The organism is Pseudoxanthomonas winnipegensis (genome assembly GCF_030322905.1).
Lineage (GTDB): Bacteria > Pseudomonadota > Gammaproteobacteria > Xanthomonadales > Xanthomonadaceae > Pseudoxanthomonas_A > Pseudoxanthomonas_A winnipegensis.
The window spans coordinates 2,198,903-2,216,818 of the sequence record NZ_CP095475.1 but is presented as its reverse complement, the minus strand read 5'-3'; the positions used below and the strand labels follow the sequence as shown (position 1 = coordinate 2,216,818).

The 17,916-nt window shown below is 68.4% G+C and carries 8 protein-coding genes and 1 pseudogene; 8 read left to right on the top strand and 1 reads right to left on the bottom strand.

Annotated features, from left to right (window positions below; all coding sequences use genetic code 11):
* The first annotated feature begins 94 nt into the window (after window positions 1–94).
* From MWN52_RS09825 to MWN52_RS09790, 8 genes and pseudogenes are all read left to right on the top strand, one after another.
* Window positions 95–1,930 carry a DUF885 domain-containing protein gene (locus tag MWN52_RS09825; RefSeq protein WP_286577651.1) on the top strand — a complete coding sequence of 612 codons (1,836 nt, stop codon included), beginning with the start codon at window positions 95–97 and terminating at the stop codon, window positions 1,928–1,930.
* A complete protein-coding gene (locus tag MWN52_RS09820; protein ID WP_286577650.1) occupies window positions 1,930–3,735 on the top strand; it encodes a DUF885 domain-containing protein in 1,806 nt (601 codons plus the stop codon). Before MWN52_RS09825 ends, MWN52_RS09820 begins: the two co-directional genes overlap by 1 nt.
* 79 nt (window positions 3,736–3,814) lie before the next feature.
* Window positions 3,815–5,386, top strand: a pseudogene (locus tag MWN52_RS09815) (APC family permease).
* Window positions 5,387–5,646: 260 nt separating this feature from the next.
* On the top strand, window positions 5,647–7,266 hold the full coding sequence (locus MWN52_RS09810) for a DUF5597 domain-containing protein (protein WP_286577649.1): 1,620 nt from the start codon (window positions 5,647–5,649) through the stop codon (window positions 7,264–7,266).
* 114 nt (window positions 7,267–7,380) lie between these two features.
* Window positions 7,381–9,738, top strand: coding sequence for a glucosidase family protein (locus MWN52_RS09805; RefSeq protein WP_286577648.1), 2,358 nt, complete (start codon window positions 7,381–7,383; stop codon window positions 9,736–9,738).
* A 337-nt stretch (window positions 9,739–10,075) separates the two neighbouring features.
* On the top strand, window positions 10,076–12,469 hold the full coding sequence (locus MWN52_RS09800) for a glycoside hydrolase family 127 protein (protein ID WP_286577647.1): 2,394 nt from the start codon (window positions 10,076–10,078) through the stop codon (window positions 12,467–12,469).
* Window positions 12,470–12,785: 316 nt separating this feature from the next.
* Window positions 12,786–15,677, top strand: a complete 2,892-nt coding sequence (locus MWN52_RS09795; protein ID WP_286577715.1) for a TonB-dependent receptor domain-containing protein — start codon at window positions 12,786–12,788, stop codon at window positions 15,675–15,677.
* A gap of 202 nt (window positions 15,678–15,879) precedes the next feature.
* Window positions 15,880–16,887 carry a glycoside hydrolase family 43 protein gene (locus MWN52_RS09790; RefSeq protein ID WP_286577646.1) on the top strand — a complete coding sequence of 336 codons (1,008 nt, stop codon included), beginning with the start codon at window positions 15,880–15,882 and terminating at the stop codon, window positions 16,885–16,887.
* A gap of 91 nt (window positions 16,888–16,978) precedes the next feature.
* Here MWN52_RS09790 and MWN52_RS09785 read toward each other — a convergent pair whose 3' ends face one another.
* Window positions 16,979–17,869, bottom strand: coding sequence for an SDR family oxidoreductase (locus MWN52_RS09785; RefSeq protein ID WP_286577645.1), 891 nt, complete (start codon window positions 17,867–17,869; stop codon window positions 16,979–16,981).
* Window positions 17,870–17,916 lie beyond the last annotated feature (47 nt).

Sequence of the window (17,916 nt, the reverse complement as noted above, 5' to 3'; positions counted from 1 at the left end):
GCGGCCGTCGCCCGTTCGCCAGGTGCGGCGTCGGCGCCTGGCCTGGCATCGGGCTGGCCTCGACGTTCGTAAGCACCGCCACCGGAGTCTACGCATGAAGCTGATCCGCTCCTTCGCCGCAAGCGTGCTGGCCGCGGCGCTGTTCACCGCCTGCCAGCCGGCATCGCCGCCACCGGCGGCCACGGCCAAGCCGGTCGTGGACAGCGCGCAGGCCGCCAAGGCCTTCGATGCGCTGCTGGACCAGCAGTGGCAATACCAGCTGGCGCACAGCCCGGAGTTCGCCAGCATCATCGGCGACCGGCGCTACAACGACCGCTGGACCGATTACTCGCTGGCGGCCGTGCAGGCCGATCGGGCGGCCACGGCCGCGCTGCTCGAACGGTTCGAGGCCATCGACGGCAAGGCCCTGGACGAGCAGCGCCAGCTGAGCCTGCAGATGATGCTGCGCCAGCTGCGCGACAAGCTCACCGGGATCGACCTGAAGACCTATGAGATGCCGCTGGAGCCGGTCGGCGGCATCCAGCTGGCGCTGGCCGGGCAGGGCGATGCGTTCCCGTTCGAGAATGCCAAGGATTACCAGGACTACATCAAGCGCCTGCAGGCCATTCCCGCGCTGCTGGACCAGATCATCGAGGTCTCGCGCCAGGGGGCGAAGGACAAGCTGGTCCAGCCGCGTTACCTGCTCGAGCGCCTGCCGGCGCAGATCACCAGGATCGCCGCGGCGGCCGGCGCCGAGAGCGCCTTCGCCTCGCCCCTGAAGAAGCTCGACGGGGCCGTGCCGGATCTGGCCCAGCGCGAGGCCATCCGCGCGCAGCTCATCGCCGCCGTCGATGACGCGGTCCGTCCCGCCTACCGCAAGCTGGCGGCGTTCGTGAAGGACGAGTACGCCGCGCAGGGCCGCGAGCACGAGGGCATCTGGTCGCTGCCCGATGGCGACAAACGCTACCTGTTCGCGATCCATACCCAGACCACCACGGACAAGTCGCCCGAGGAGATCCATCAGATCGGCCTGCGCGAGGTGGCGCGCATCGAAGGGCAGATGAGCGCGATCGCCAAGGCGCAGGGCTATCCGGACCTGGCCAGCTTCCGCAAGGCGGTGGCAACGGACAGGCGGCATTTCGCCAAGTCCGGCGAACAGATCCTGGCGCTGTACCGCGGCTACATCGCCAACATGGAACCCGAGCTGCCCAAGCTGTTCGGCCACCTGCCCAGCACGCCGCTGGAGGTGCAGGGCATGCCGGCCTTCCGCCGCGAGGCCCCGGGCGCCGAATACTGGCAAAGCAACCCGGAGGGAACCCGGCCCGCGATCGTGATGGTCAATGCCAACGATGCCACCGAGCGCACCCTGGTCAACATCGAGACCACCGCCTATCACGAAGGCGTGCCGGGCCATCACCTGCAGATCTCGCTGGCCCAGACCCTGCCGCTGCCGCCGTTCCGCCAGCAGGCCGGATACAACGCCTTCATCGAGGGCTGGGCGCTGTACGCGGAGCGCCTGGCCGGCGAGGTGGGCTTCTACAAGGATCCCTACAGCGCCTATGGCCATCTGGCCGGCGAGCTGCTGCGGGCCAATCGTCTGGTGCTCGACACCGGCGTGCACTACAAGCGCTGGACGCGGCAGCAGATGGTGGACTTCTTCCATGCCCATCCTTCCGATGACGAACCCAGCATCCAGGCCGAGACCGATCGCTACATCGTCTGGCCCGGCCAGGCGCTGGGGTACAAGCTGGGTCAGCTGGACATCCTGGCGCTGCGGGCCAAGGCCCAGGCCGCGCTGGGCGCCCGTTTCGATATCCGCGCGTTCCACGATGCGGTGCTCGGCGGCGGGGCCATGCCGCTGGACCTGCTCGATGCGCGCATCGACGCCTGGATCGCCAAGACCCAGGCCGAAGCGGATCCCACCCCCACACCTGCCGCGAAGGAAACCTGATGGCCCTGCGCACGCCGCTGTCCACCGCCTTGCTGCTGGTCCTTGGCGTTGGCGGCCTAATGGACCCGGCACAGGCGGCACGCGCGGCCACGCCGGCCAGCGTCGCGCCACCCGCCGACGCGAGCGCGCGGTTCAAGGCGCTCTACACCCGCGAATGGACCTGGCGCCAGGAGCAGACCGCCGGCGCCGATGACGAGAACGGCGACAGCCGCGCCGCCGACCACCTGCCCAAGGTCGATCCCGCCACCCAGAGCATGCGCACGGCCTATTGGCAGCAGGTGATGGGCGAGCTGGACGCGATCCCGCAGGCGCAGCTCTCGGCCGAGGACCATGTCAACTACCAGGTCTACCGGCAGCAGATCGAGGTCTTCCTGGACCAGCAGCGCTTCCGTGCCTGGGAGATGCCGTTCAACAGCGACACCGCGTTCTGGACCAACCTGGGGTTCACCGCGCGCGGCACCTTCCACACGGCCGACGACTACCGCCGCTATCTCAAGCTGCTGGCCGACATCCCGCGCTATTTCGACGAACAGACCGTCAACATGCGCGCCGGCCTGGCGCGTGGCTTCAGCCAGCCGCGCGTGACCCTGACCGGGCGCGACCAGTCGATCGCCGATGTGGTCGATGCCCAGGGCGAGTCCAATCTGTTCTACACGCCGTTCAAGCAGATGCCGGCCGCGATCCCCGCCGCGCAACAGGCGCAGCTGCGCGCGCAGGCGCTCGCGGCGATCGACGGCAGCGTGATCCCGGCCTACGCCAGGTTGCTGAGCTTCATGCGCCAGGAGTACCTGCCCCGCGCACGCAGTACCCTGTCCGCCGAGGCGCTGCCGAACGGCAAGGCCTACTACCGCGCGCAGATCCGCGAGTTCGTCACCGAGGATATGGAGCCCGAGCAGATCCACCAGATCGGCCTGCGGGAAGTGGCGAACCTGCGCGAGCAGATGCAGCAGGTCATGGACGAGGTGGGCTTCAAGGGCGGCTTCGCCGACTTCCTGGCCTTCCTGCGCACCGACCCGCAGTTCTACGCCAAGACGCCGCAGGAACTGTTGAACCACGCCGCCTGGATCGCCAAGACCATGGACGGCAACCTGGCCAGGTACTTCGGCCGCGTGCCGCGTCAGCGTTTCACCATCAAGCCGGTGCCCGACGACCTGGCGCCGTTCTACACCGGCGGGCGCGGCGGCATGGATACCTACTGGCTCAACACCTACAACCTGCCGTCGCGGCCGCTGTACGTGCTGCCCGCGCTGACCCTGCACGAGTCCTCGCCGGGCCATTCGCTGCAGATGTCGCTGGCCGCCGAGGACACCGGCCTGCCAGACTACCGCCGCTACAACTACATCTCCGCCTACGGGGAAGGGTGGGCGCTGTACTGCGAGTACCTGGGGCAGGAGATGGGCATGTACACCACGCCCTATGAGCGCTTCGGCTACCTGACCTACCAGATGTGGCGGGCCGCGCGCCTGGTGATCGACACCGGCGTGCACCACGAAGGCTGGACCCGCGAACAGGCGCAGGCTTACCTGCGCGACAACGCCGCGCTGAGCGAGCACGAGATCACCACCGAGGTCGATCGCTACATCGCCTGGCCGGGCCAGGCGCTGTCCTATTACCTGGGTCAGGTGGAGATCCTGAAGCTGCGCAGGAAGGCCGAGTCCGCGCTGGGCGAGAAGTTCGACATCCGCGCCTTCCACGATGCCGTGCTGTCGCTGGGCTCGGTGCCGCTGCCCGTCCTGGACGCACGGATCGATCGTTTCATCGCCGAAGGCGGCAAGTCGCCATGGGCGGAGCCTGCCGTGCACTGAGCCGTCGCGCCACGCCTCTGCCTGTCGCTGTGGCGCCTGGGCCGCGGCGGCAGGCGCCCACCCAGCCCCGGGGGACCCCATGGCAACCGCAGGAAAATTCCACAAGCGCCTCAGCCTGACCGACCTGACGTTCATCGGCCTGGGCTCGATCTTCGGTTCGGGCTGGCTGTTCGCCGCCAGCCACGTGTCCTCCATCGCCGGTCCGGCCGGGATCGTGTCCTGGATCATCGGCGGCATCGCGGTCTTCCTGCTGGGCCTGGTGTACTGCGAGCTGGGCGCCGCCTTGCCGCGTGCCGGCGGGGTGGTGCGTTACCCGGAGTACTCGCACGGCACGCTGTTGGGCTGGCTGATGGGCTTCATCACCCTGATCGCCTTCTCCAGCCTGATCGCGATCGAGGTGGAGGCCTGCCGGTAGTACGCGGCGGCGTGGTTCCCCTCGCTGAGCCAGGCGGGCAGCTCGCGTCCGAGCCTGGCCGGCTGGCTGCTGCAGCTCGCGCTGCTGGCGCTGTTCTTCCTGTTGAACTACTTCAGCGTCAAGACCTTCGCGCTCGCCAACAACGTCATCAGCGTGTTCAAGTTCCTGGTGCCGCTGCTGGTGATCGTGCTGCTGCTCGCGCACTTCAACGGCGACAACCTGCACAGCCAGGGCTTCGCGCCGGCCGGCGCGGCGGGCGTCGAGGCGGCGATCTCGGCCGGCGGCATCATCTTCGCCTATCTGGGCCTGACCCCGATCGTGTCGGTGGCCAGCGAGGTGCGCGATCCGCAGCGCACCATCCCGATCGCGCTGATCCTGTCGGTGGCGCTGTCCACCGTGATCTACGTGCTGCTGCAGTTGTCCTTCCTGGGCGCCGTGCCGGGCGATGCGCTGGCGGCGGGCTGGGCAGGCATAGACCAGCGGTTCTCGCTGCCGTACCGCGATATCGCGCTGGCGCTGGGCCTGGGATGGCTGGCGACCCTGGTGGTGGCCGATGCGGTGATCTCGCCCAGCGGCACGGGCAACATCTACATGAACGCCACCCCGCGCGTGGTCTACGGCTGGGCGCGCAGCAGTCGCTTCCTGCCCGTGCTGACGCGCGTGGATGCCAAGTCGGGCATTCCGCGCCCGGCGCTGTGGCTGAGCTTCGCCCTGTCGGTGTTCTGGACGCTGCCGTTTCCCTCGTGGGAGACGCTGATCGGTGTGGTCTCGGCGGCGCTGGTGCTGAGCTATGCGATCGCGCCGGTCACGGTGGCCGCGCTGCGGCGCAGTGCGCCCGAGCTGGAGCGCCCGTTCCGGGTCAAGGGCCTGGCGGTGCTGGGGCCGCTCTCGTTCGTTGTGGCCGCGCTGATCGTCTACTGGTCCACCTGGCCGACGGTGTCGTGGCTGCTGGGCCTGCAGGTGCTGATCTATGTCGGTTACGTGCTGTCGCAGCTGCCGTCCGCGCCGCGCCGCGCGCGCGTGCTGCGCCAGGTGCGCAGCTCGGCCTGGCTGATCGTGTTCTTCGTGCTGGTGATGGCCGTGTCTTACCTGGGTAGCTTCGGCGGCATCGGCGCGATCGCCCATCCCTTGGATGCCATCTGCGTGGCGGTGATCGCCTGCGGCATCTATCACTGGGGCGCACGCAGTGGCCTGCGTGGCCACGAGCTGGCGCTGGAGGAGGACGACGGCCAATGAGACGTGGGCCGCAGCCAAGCGCATCGATGCGAAGCGCAGGAGCGCACATGCAGGCCTTCGCCGCGTCGCCGCTGCGGGCCGGTCCCGGCACCGCCAACGCAACGCAGGCAACGGCCGATGACGCGCGCGCGCTCGGCCTCTGCGCACCGTCGCTCGCTCCACAGGACCCATCGGCTCCGCCAGCCGCCGTCCATACGACTTCCTCGTCTTTCGCCACAGGGCGGCGCCACGCCGCACTGGAACATCTTGGGTCCCTCACCATGACCGCATCTGGCTTCAACACCCGCCGCGGCGCGCTCCGCCGGTCTCTCCGCCGGGCCGTGACCGGCCTGCTCCTGTTCGGCCTGTGCGCCACCGCCGCGGCCCAGGAACTGCCGCGCCTGATCCACGCGCAGGACCGCTATGCCTTGCTGGTGGACGGCGCGCCCTACACGGTGCTGGCCGCGCAGCTGCACAACTCCAGCGCCTGGCCGGCCGTGCTCCCCGGTGCGCTGGATCAGGTGGTGGCCCTGCACGCCAACACGGTCGAGGCGCCGGTGTACTGGGAGCAGTTCGAGCCATCGCCTGGCCGTTACGACACCACCAACCTCGATGCCTTGATCGCACAGGCACGCCAGCGCGACCTGCGCGTGGCGCTGCTGTGGTTCGGCAGCTGGAAGAACGGCCAGATGCACTACGTCCCGGAATGGATCAAGCGCGACGCCGCCACTTACCCGCGCGCCCTGGACGAGCGAGGACAGCCTACCGAGGTGCTCTCGCCCCATGCCAATGCCAACCTCGAGGCCGACCAGCGCGCCTTCAGCGCGTTGATGGCGCATCTGCGCAAGATCGATGGTCAGCGCCACACGGTGATCCTGGTCCAGGTGGAGAACGAGCCGGGCGCGATCGGCACCGTGCGCGACCATGGCGCCGCCGCCAACGCCGCCTTCGCCCAGCCGGTGCCGGCGGCGATCACGGCCCGCCTGGGCAAGCCGGCCGGTACCTGGCAGCAGGTGTTCGGGTCGGACGCCGAGGAGGCCTTCAACGCCTACGCCACCGCGCACTACATCGAGCAGGTCGCCGCCGCCGGCAAGCAGGTCTATCCGCTGCCGATGTACGTCAACACCTGGCTGCGCTACAAGGGCAAGAAGTATCCCGGGCTGGATTACCCCTCCGGGGGCGCGACGGTGAATGTGTTCGAGCTGTGGCGCGCGGCGAGCCCGTCGATCGACTTCATCGGCACCGACATCTATACCAACGACTACAACGAATACACCAAGGTGATCGGGCAGTACGCCCGCGCCGACAATCCGGCCTGGGTGTCCGAGACGGGCTTCGAGCCGGCCACCGCGCCGTATCTGTTCCATGTGCTGGGGCAGGGCGGCATCGGCTTCTCGGTGTTCGGCGTGGACGGCGCCGACTCGCCGGAGAAGGAGGCCGCCAGCGCGGCACATGCGGCCAACTTCGGGCTGCTGGCGCCGATGCAGCGGATCCTGGCCAAGGCCGCCTTCGAGGGACGCCTGCAGGCCGTGGCCGAGCAGCCCGGCCAGCCGCGGCGCACGCTGCGCTTCGGCGACTGGGAGGTGCGCGTGTCCTACGGCGCGCCCGCCTGGGGCGATGCCGATCCGATCCTGCCCGGCAACAGCGACCACGCCGGCCGCCTGCTGGTCGTGCAGACCGCGCCGGAGCAGTTCCTGCTGACCGGCTTCGCCGCGCGCGCGGAACTGGCGCGCGTGGCCGACGATGGTCGGCACGGCCAGTTGCTGCGGGTGGAGCAGGGCCGTTACCAGGACGGGCAATGGCGGTTCGAGCGCCTGCTCAACGGCGACCAGACCGATTACGGGCTCAACTTCGGGCGCAAGGATCCGCCGGTGCTGCGGGTCACGGTTGGCACCTACTGAGCCCGCACGCGCCGCGCTTGTGCGAAAAGCCGCACCTGCCAGCGGCGTGTCGGACAAGACGCGCGCGCGCCGGCATCGCACGATGCGGCTTGATCATTCAACCGCGTGGGCACCATGGACCGCAGAGACTTCCTTCGCCACGGCGTGGCTGCCACGGCGGCCGCCGGCCTGCTTCCTGCCGCTGCCGGGCTGACCACCGAACAGGCTGGCGTCGCCCCGGTTGCCGCCCCTCCGCCGCGCCTGCGGCCGGCCAGCAGCGTGGAGCTGGCGGGGTCGACCGCGCTGACCGCCTTCACCCATCGGGGTCAGGCCTGGACCGTGCACGAGGACCTGCGCACGCCGCAGGGGGCACTGGTGCTGGCCTGCGCGGCCGGCGTGCTGGAGCTGGGCAAGCGCACCGAGGCGGTGTGGGGCAGCAGCGACACGCCGTACTTCGGCATGCCGCTGGCCGAGCTGGCCATGGCTGAAGCCGACCTGCTGGCCGACCGGCTGCTGCGCCAAGGCGACCCAAGCGAGGCCGAGGTGCGCGATGCCGCACCGCCACCGGCCTCGCGCCTGGATCCGAAGGACTACAACGGGCGCCTGCCGTGGACGACGTTCGTGGGCACGGTGCAGGGCAAGGACACGATGCCGATCTATCCCGACGGGCGTAGCCGCACCTATCGGGCGATCCAGTACTTCCCGGAGCTGGCCGATGCCGACAAGGTCGCCCATCGCAGCGAAGGCCTGCTGGGCGGCTGGATGCCGGCCGTGCACAAGGTGATTCCGGCGGGCGAGGGGCGCTGGTACGACCTGCTGGTGTTCGCCGACGTCAATGCGCGCGACGCGTTCGTGGTGCAGACCTGGCATCGGGCGGTGCTGGTCGAGCAGGGCAAGGCCGTGCGCACGGTCTACGGCTACAGCTATCCCGACTATCCGCCGCGCCGGGGCGCGGCCAGTGCGCAGGACTTCTATCGCGGAATGATCGACTTCGCCGCCGCATGGCAGGCGCAGCTGGCGCAGATCAGCACGCTGGCACTGCCGGACGCCAGCTGGCCCGACATGGCGCGGTTCGCGTTCGCCCGCGAGCTGATCGTGCGGCCTGGCGGCGTGTTCCCCAAGTACGGCGCGGTGGACCGCGATTACGTCGGCAACGAGTACGACGGCTTCCAGGACACCTTCACCAGTTCGCTGTATGCCAACCTGGAATGGGGCCGCTTCGACCAGGCCCGGGCCGTGCTGGACAACTACCTGTCCGACTACACCCAGCCCGATGGCCTGGTCAACATGCGCGGCCCGGAGACGGGCCAGTTCGGCCTGACCCTGTCGCTGCTGGCGCGCTACCTGCGCTACACCGGCGATGTCGCACTGCTGCGCCAGTACCAGGGCAAGATCGAGGCCACCGCGCAGCTGCTGGTCGAGCTGCATGACGCCAGCCTGCAGCTGCCGCGCGACGATCGCGGTCATGGCCTGATCCACGGCTGGAGCGAATCCGACGCCTGCCTGTATCCGGACCCTTCGCTGTGGTGGAAGCCGTACTTCGGCAACAGCGCCCTGGCGATCCGCGGCTGGGAGGACATCGCGGCGGTGTGGACGACGATCGCCGGCGCGCCGGGCCGCTCCGGCCAGTGGCGCCAACGCGCCAGGCAGCTGCGCCAGCGCCTGTTGGAATCCATCCGCACCGATATCCGCACCGACCTCAATCCCGCCTATGTCGGCCCGCTGCCGGGCACGCGCGAGACCTTCCGCCAGGCGATGTCGCAGGAAGATCCCAGCAAGAGCGAGCAGCTCTGGTCGCATCGCGCCTATGCCGAGCTGCTGCAGGCCGACGTGCTGCCCGATGCGCTGGCGCACCTGGTGATCGACTGCCTGCGCGGCCACGGCGGCACCACTCTGGGCATCGTCTCCAATATCTGGAAGCCCACGCCGGAAGGGCGCGACATCCTGGGCTTCATTTCCTACGGCTACGCCCAGCAGCTGCTGCGCCTGGACCGGATCGAGGAATACCTGCTGTTCCTCTACGCGCACCGCTATCAGGCACATACGCGCGGCAGCTGGACCGCGGGCGAGGTGGCCGGCATCACCGGCGGCATGCCGCTGTTCTGCATGCCCGCGCAGATGACCGTGCCGCTGCTGCTGCGCTGGATGCTGGTGTTCGACCAGGATCAGGACCTGTATCTGGCGCGCGCGCTGCCGCGCGACTGGCTGGCCACCGGCAAGCCGATCCTCATTGAGGATGCACCAACGCCGTGGGGCAGGGTCGGCGTGTCGATCCAGGCCCAGCCCGAGCAGGGCCTGATCCAGGCGCAGGTCAGCCTGCCCGCGCTCCAGCCCAGGGCCGTCTGGCTGACGCTGCGCGCGCCTGCGGGCAAGACGCTGCGCGAAGTCAGCATCGCGGGCGTCCCGGCAGCGCTGAGCGGGCCGCATCGCGACCGCGTCGCGCTGCCCTTCAGCGCGAGCGGCAAGGTCAGCATCGAGGCGCGCTACGCATGAGGTCGCAAAGACCAGCGTCGACGGTGGGGCGCTGTGGACGGCCAATCGAGTGACCTTCAGGCCGGTGACCACACATTGTCTGCGCGCGGTTTTCGATGCGCTCCGAGACGGGATAAGCAACTGACCCACTTCGTGCTGGATTCCGCATGCCCTGACACGCTGGAGCTCAAGACGCTGCCTGCGGCGCGGTGTGATAGTCGGCCCGGCGAGGCGTCGGCCTCGGTCCCATGCTCTGCCTGCCTGGTCGCTTTTGCAGGACAGGCCCGCCTGTCGAGGAAGCCCTGATGCCGTTGCGCCCGGATGCCCATCTTCTCCTGATCGCTTGCGGGCGAAGCGCGTGACGGCGCCGCTCGATCCCCAGCCGCTGCAGGCCTGCGACCACGCCGCCGACACCCTGTCGCGTCGACGCTTCCTGCAGTGGAGCGCGCTGGCGATGGCCGCGGGCATGTTGCGGTTCCCGGCGGAGGCTGCGGCGTCCATGGCCGGCAAGGTGAACGCGCTGCCGCTGCAGGACGTCACGCTGAAGCCGTCGATGTTCCTGGACTCGCTACTGGTCAATCGCCGCTACCTGTTCGAGATCGAGCCGGACCGACTGCTCCACAACTTCCTGCAGTACGCCGGCCTGCCTCCGAAGGGTGAGGTCTACGGCGGCTGGGAAGGCGACACCATCGCCGGCCATACCCTCGGGCACTACCTGAGCGCGCTGTCCAAGCTATACGCGCAGACCCGCGACCCGCAGGTGCGGCAGCGCATCGCCTACATCGTGGCCGAGCTGGCCCGTGCCCAGGCGCAGGATCCGGATGGCTACGTCGGTGGCCTGACGCGCAAGACCGATGCCGGCGCGATCGAGGGTGGCAAGGTCGTGTTCGAAGAGGTGCGCCGCGGCGCGGTCAAGAGCAGCGCCTTCAACCTCAACGGCAGCTGGTCGCCGCTGTACACGGTGCACAAGCTGTTCGCTGGTCTGCTCGACGCGCATGCGCTGGCGGACGATCAACAGGCATTGCAGGTGCTCATCCCGTTGGCGACCTACCTGGCCGGGGTCTTCGACGCGCTGGATCATGCGCAGACGCAGAGCCTGCTGGATACCGAATTCGGCGGCCTCAACGAGTCCTACCTCGAACTGGGCGCACGCACGGGCAACGCGCGCTGGATCGCCATTGGCAAGCGTCTGCGCCACGAGAAGATCATCGATCCGACCCTGGTCGGCAAGGACGATCTGCCGCACCACCACGCCAACACCCAGGTGCCCAAGTTCATCGGCGAGGCGCGCCAGTTCGAGCTGGTCGGCGATGCGGATTCGGCCGCCGCCGCGCGCTTCTTCTGGGAGACGGTGACCACGCACTACAGCTACGTGATCGGCGGCAACGCCGATCGCGAGTACTTCCAGCAGCCGGACACCATCGCCGCGTTCCTGACCGAGCAGACCTGCGAGCACTGCAACAGCTACAACATGCTCAAGCTGACCCGGCACCTCTACCAGTGGACGCCGCAGGCGCGCTATTTCGATTACTACGAGCGCACGCTGCACAACCACACGATGGCAGCCCAGCATCCGGCCACCGGCATGTTCACCTACATGACACCGATGATCACCGGCGGCGAGCGCGAGTTTTCCGGCAGGTTCGACTCCTTCTGGTGCTGCGTCGGCAGCGGCATGGAGGCCCATGCGCAGTTCGGCGATTCGATCTACTGGCAGGACGGCAGCGCGCTGTACGTCAACCTCTACATCCCCTCGACGCTGGACTGGAAGCAGGGCGACCTGGCGCTGGAACTGGACAGCGGCATCCCGCACAACGGACAGGTGCGCCTCCAGATCACACGTGCCGGGGCTGAGGCGCCGAAGCGCCTGATGCTGCGCATCCCCGCCTGGTGCGAAGGGCGCTACACGCTCAGGCTCAACGGCCGCGCGGCCAAGACGACGCCCGTCGATGGCTACGCGCGGCTGGAGCGCGCCTGGAAGGCCGGCGATGTCGTCGAGCTGACGCTGGAGACGCCGCTGCGCCTGGAGCATGCGGCCGGCGATCCGGACAGCGTCGTGGTGATGCGCGGCCCACTGGCGCTGGCCGCCGATCTGGGACCGGTCTCCACGCCCTACGACCAGCCCGATCCGGCGCTGGTCGCCGATGTCTCGCCGTTGTCGGGCTTCGTGCCACTGCCCGAGCCCGGTCGTTTCCTGGCCAGTACGACGCGCCCGCAGGCGCTGGAGTTCGCGCCGTTCTATGCGCAGTACGATCGCCGCTGCGCGCTGTACTTCAGGCGCATGGACGGCAGGCAGTGGACGCAGGAGGCCGAACGGCGCACGCGCGAGCAGGCCGAGCACGCCGCGCTGCTGGCCAGTGCGGTGGACGTGATCCTGTTCGGCGATCCCGCCTCCGAGCAGGCCCACAAGCTCAGCAGCGAGACCTCCTTCAGCGGCGCCTACCGCCGGCAGGCGTGTCGAGACGTGCGCGGCAAGGGCTTCGTCGAGTTCCAGATGAAAGGCAGCCAGGCACCGCTGGTCCTGCGCCTGCGCTTCTGGGGCAGCGACAAGGGAGGCTTCAATATCCTGATCAACGGCGCGCTTGCGGTGGAGGTGCAGGTCGAACGCGGCCAGGTGATCGACTTCGTCGATCACGATTACCCGCTGCCGCTTGCGCTGACACACGACAGCGCGCTGCTGACCTTCCGCTTCGAACCACAGCATGGCGACACGGCCGGCCCCTTGTTCGGCGGCTGGCTGCTCCAAGCCTGAGCGCTCCCCGCGCGTTGCACAGGCACGATCATCCGACCGGTCCGTGCGATTTTCCGCATCCATAAGCGGTAAATGCGACAAGACGCTGTGGCAGGCAGGACGGCACATTGTGATCGTGTGATGAAGCATGCGTTACGTAGCGCGCAGACAGGCGATCCCGCCCGTTGCCACGACGCGCCTCATCCGCGCCCTGACATCCGCACCAGCAGGTAACACCGATCAAGCCGATTCGCTGGCATCCGCCGGCGCGGGGGACTGTTGCCCCCGATTGCCGTCGGAAGCACATCCCCCGAGGATCTTCGCCATGACGTCCACGATGTCCGCTTCGCCCAACGCACGATCGCATTACCGCCATCGCACTCTGCAGTATCGACTCACCGCCGCCATCACCGCGGCGCTGGCGCTGACCTGCACATCCACCGTGCTGGCCCAGGAAACACCGCCTGACGGCGGCGATGCGCCCAAGACCCTGGACAACGTCGTCGTCACCGGCTCGCGCCTGCGCCGCGTCGACACCGAGACCGCCAACCCCGTCGTGACGGTCACGCGCGAACAGATCACCGCCACCGGCAAGGCGACCGTGGGCGACCTGCTGCAGGAGCTGCCGTCCATCGCCGGCAACGCGACCAACCCGAACACCAACAACGGCGGCGGCACCGGTGCCTCGACGGTCTCGCTGCGCGGCCTGGGCGACAAGCGCACGCTGGTGCTGGTCAACGGCAGCCGCCTGGCCTACAACGACGTCAACGCGATCCCCGCCAGCATGATCGAGCGCATCGAGGTGCTGAGCGACGGCGCCTCGGCGGTCTACGGGTCCGATGCGATCGGCGGCGTGGTCAACTTCATCCTGCGCGACCGCTTCGAGGGCACGCAGTTCTCCATCGACTTCGGCAGCAGCTGGAAGGGCGACGGCGACCGCCGCAACTTCTCGCTCACCAGCGGCAAGGCCTGGGACCGCGGCAGCATCGTGGCCGGCCTGTCCTATCACAAGCTCGACGCGGTCTCGGCGGCCGAGCGCGACTACTCGAAGGATGCGCTGTATCTGATCGATGGCCAATCGGTGAAGCAGGGCTCGTCGGCGACTCCGACCGGCTCGGTCAACTTCAACGACGGCTCGGCCGCTTCCACTGCGTTGGCCACGGCCTACGGCTGCTCGCGGGTGACGCTCAACAGCGGTGTCCAGGGCAGGGCAGGCGCCGGCGATTTCCATTGCTACAACGCCGTCAACGATTCCTACAACTACCAGCCCTACAACCTGCTGCAGACCCCGCAGGAGCGCACCAACGCCTTCGCGCTGGGCACCTTGCGCCTCAACGACAATGTCGAGGCCTATCTCGATACCTGGTTCAGCAAGACCGAGTCGGCCTCGATCATCGCGCCGATCCCGATCTTCGCCAATGGCGACAACTTCCTGGTCTCGGCCGAAAGCGCCTACAACCCGTACGGCGTGAACTTCGGCACCGACCGCAGCACCGACACTTCGTACAACGATCTCAACACTCGCATCATCGCCCTGGGCAACCGGCGCTACCAGTACAACACCTACAATCTGCAGGTGGCGCCGGGCCTGCGCGGCAGCTTCGGCGACAGTTCCTGGCAGTGGGATGCACGCCTCAACTACGGCCGGGTCAAGCAGAAGTCGATCAATGACGGCTTCCTGGACTACGCCAGCTTCAACCAGGCGGTCGGCCCCTCGTTCACCGACACCGATGGCACGGTCAAGTGCGGAAGCGCCGGCAACCCGATCGCGGGCTGCACGCCGATCAACATCTTCAACATCAACGACGCGGCCTATACCAATGCCCTGCAGTCGATGGTGGTCGATCCGGTGGTGAGCAGCGTCTACACGGTCAGGCAGTTCGAGGCCAACGCCAATGGCAGCCTGTTCGAGCTGCCGGCCGGGACCGTGAGCCTGGCCGCGGGCGTGTCCTACCGCAAGGAATCCACCAGCACCCAGGCCGACCCGCGGTGGCAGGCCGACGAGAACGGCCTGTGCGGGACGATCGAGTTCTGCGCCACCACGCTCAACGGCAGCTTCCAGGTCAGGGAGGCCTACGCCGAAGCCCTGCTGCCCTTGCTCAAGGACGTGCCGCTGGTCCAATCGCTGAACCTGACCATCGGCTCGCGCTTCTCCGACTACAGCTCGGTCGGCAGCCGGACCAACAGCAAGCTCTCGCTGGAGTACCGCCCGGTGCAGGACCTGCTGCTGCGCGCGACCGCCTCGCAGGTGTTCCGCGCGCCCAACATCAACGAGTTGTATGGCGGCGTGGCCGGCGACGCCGCCACGGCCAACGACCCCTGCAACGGCTACACCGGCGGCCATGCGGCGGCCTGCGCCAACGTCCCCACCGACGGCAGCTACCAGCAGGCCGATGGACAGGTCTCGGCGAAGACCTCCGGGGCCGTGGTGGCCGGCTACCAGCTCAAGCCGGAGACCGGGAAATCCTACGACGTGGGCCTGGTCTACGACCCACGCTGGCTCGACGGCCTCTCGCTGAGCGCTGACTGGTGGCGCATCGACCTGGAGGACACCATCACCACGGTCTCCGCGCAGACCGTGATGAACCAGTGCTATGCGAACGCCGCCAGCAGCTTCTGCCCCCTGATCCACCGCAATGGCAACGGCACCATCAACTACATCGCCGAGCCGACCGTGAACCTGGGCAGGCTCTGGGCGCGCGGCGTCGACTTCGCCCTGGCCTACCGCCTGCCGGACGCCGGATGGGGCAGGCTGACCGCCAGCCTCAACGGCACCTACACCTCGCGCTACGACGTCCTGCCCGACACCACCGACCCGAGCACGGTCACCATCCACAATGCTGGCAGGTTCACTTATTCCTACGGCAACTTTCCGCGCTGGCGTGCGTTGGCCACGCTGAGCTGGAGCAAGGGCGACTGGAGCGCGTCCTGGCGCCTGCGTTATGTCGGCAAGACCCAGATCGGCAGCACGGATCTGGACCAGGGCCTGTCGGCGGATTCCGATCAGGCCGGTGTGGTTCGCGGCATCGGTGCCTATGCCTATCACAACGTGCAGCTGGGCTATCAGGTGAGTCCGTGGCACACCCGCTTCGAGGTCGGCGTGGACAACCTCACCAATCGGCAGCCGCCGCTGTACTACGCCAACAACGTGACCAATGCCAATACCGACGTGGCCTCCTACGACCTGCTGGGCCGCTTCATGTGGGCCCGCATGACGGTGACGTTCTAAGGCGGGGCGTGGTCTTCGCGGTTCACCAAGACGGCCGACATGGCGCCCCGCGTCAGGTCGGCCTTCAGTTCGAACAACCTGCAGTGCTAAGGCAAGAGGGATGAGGATGAAGCAGCTGCGTACGTCGTGCGCAAACACGGTCGGTGAGGCGCAGGCCCGGCGTGGCCGGGCGGATGCCGGCCGCCGGTCACGGATCAGACACGTGTTGGCGGCCACCGCCGTCCTGCTGCTTGCGCCCTGGTCGGCCGCGGCCGCCGACAAGCCAGCCTCCATCGTGCCCGGCGAGCGCTGGCACGACCGCCAGGGCGAGGTGATCAACGCGCATGGCGCCGGGATGCTCAGGGCGCCCGATGGAAGTTATTACTGGTTCGGCGAGTACAAGACCGCGGGCAAGGGCGGCAACGCGGCGCATGTCGGCGTGTCGGTCTATCAGTCCCGCGATCTGCTGCACTGGGATGCGCGCGGCATCGCGCTGCCGGTGTCGAAGGATCCCGCGTCGGACATCGCCGATGGCGCCATCATCGAGCGCCCCAAGGTGCTGCACAACGCGGCGACCGGAAAGTACGTGATGTGGTTCCACCTGGAGCGGGCAGGGCATGGCTACAAGGACGCCCGCGTGGGCGTGGCGGTCGCCGATGCGCCCGCCGGACCGTACCGCTACCTGCGCTCGTTCCGGCCCAATGGCCAGCAGTCGCGCGACATGACGCTGTTCCAGGATGACGACGGCTCGGCCTATCTGTTCTACAGCTCCGAAGGCAACGCCACGATGCATATGACGCGCCTGACAGCCGATTACCTGGACACCGAGCAGGACTATCAGCGCATCTTCGTGGACCAGTGGCTGGAGGCGCCGGCGATCTTCAAGCATGCCGGGCGCTACTTCTTCATGGGCTCGGAGTGCACGGGCTGGAAACCCAATACCGCGCACGGCGCCAGCGCGGCATCGCCGCTGGGTCCCTGGACCGAGTTCGGCAATCCCGCGCAGGGCGAAGATGCGGCACTCACCTTCCACAGCCAGAGTGCCTACATCCTGCCCATGCCGGGCCAGCCGGGTCGCTTCATCTACATGGGCGATCGCTGGAACCCCGAGAACGCCATCGACGGACGCTATGTCTGGCTGCCGCTGCAGGTCGAAGGCGACCGCTTCCGCGTCGATTGGCATGCGGACTGGTCTTTGGAGCGGCCGGCCGTCGCCGCAACGCCGCGCTGAAGTCCCGAATCCGACGAGGCGAGACGCGAGCCGTTCTTCACCCGGGATGCGGGGCTTGAGTAGCCTCGCTCCCGGGCCTGTTGCACGACGACTATTGCGCGTAGCGGGCCAGGTCGAGATCGGCGAGCAGCGTCGGCCCCGTCGGATGCCAGTGCAGCCGCGCCTGGGTGAGGGCACTGGAGGCCGGCATGTCCTGCGCGGCGAAGTGCATCAGCCAGCCGAAGTAGGCCGGCGCCTCTTCCGGCGCGACCGACACCACCGGCAGCTTCAGCCCGCGGCCGAGCGATTCGGCGATGTCGCGGCTGCTGACGCCTTCCTCGCCGACCGCGTGATAGCGCGCTCCGCGAACGGCCGCCTCCACGGCAAGCCGATACAGGCGCACCACATCGGCCAGATGCCCGGCCGACCAGCGATTGCGGCCCTCGCCGACATAGGCGACGTAGCCCTTGTCGCGGGCGACGGCGATCAGCGGCGAGACCAGGCCCTGCCGGAGCGGATCGTGGACCTGCGGCAGCCGCACCACCGACACGTTCACGCCAGCCTCCAGCAGGGCATTGCCGGCCAGCTCGGAGGCGACGCGCGGATTGGGATGGTCGGGTCTGAAGACGTCCTCGCTCGCCAGTTCGCCGTCCCGGGCAATGCCGAATCCCGTTCCCGAGGTGATGACCAGCGGACGGTCGGAGCCCTTGAGCGCCTCGCCGAGCGCGGCGATGACGCGCCCGTCCTTCTTGCAGTTCTCGACGAAGCGCGAGAAGTCGTGATCGAACGCGGTATGGATCACGCCGTCCGCCTGGGCGGCGCCGGCACGCAGGCCTTCGGGATCTTCGAGCGTGCCGCGATAGACCTCGGCGCCCGCGGCGCGCAGCGCCTGGGCGCCCGCGTCGGAGCGACTGACGCCGATGACCTGGTGGCCTGCGCCGATGAGTTCGGGGACGAGGGCCGAGCCGATGAAGCCGGTCGCGCCGGTAAGAAAGATGCGCATGGTGCGGTGTCCTGAGCGTGGAGCTGCGCACTATCTGGCCCATCGCC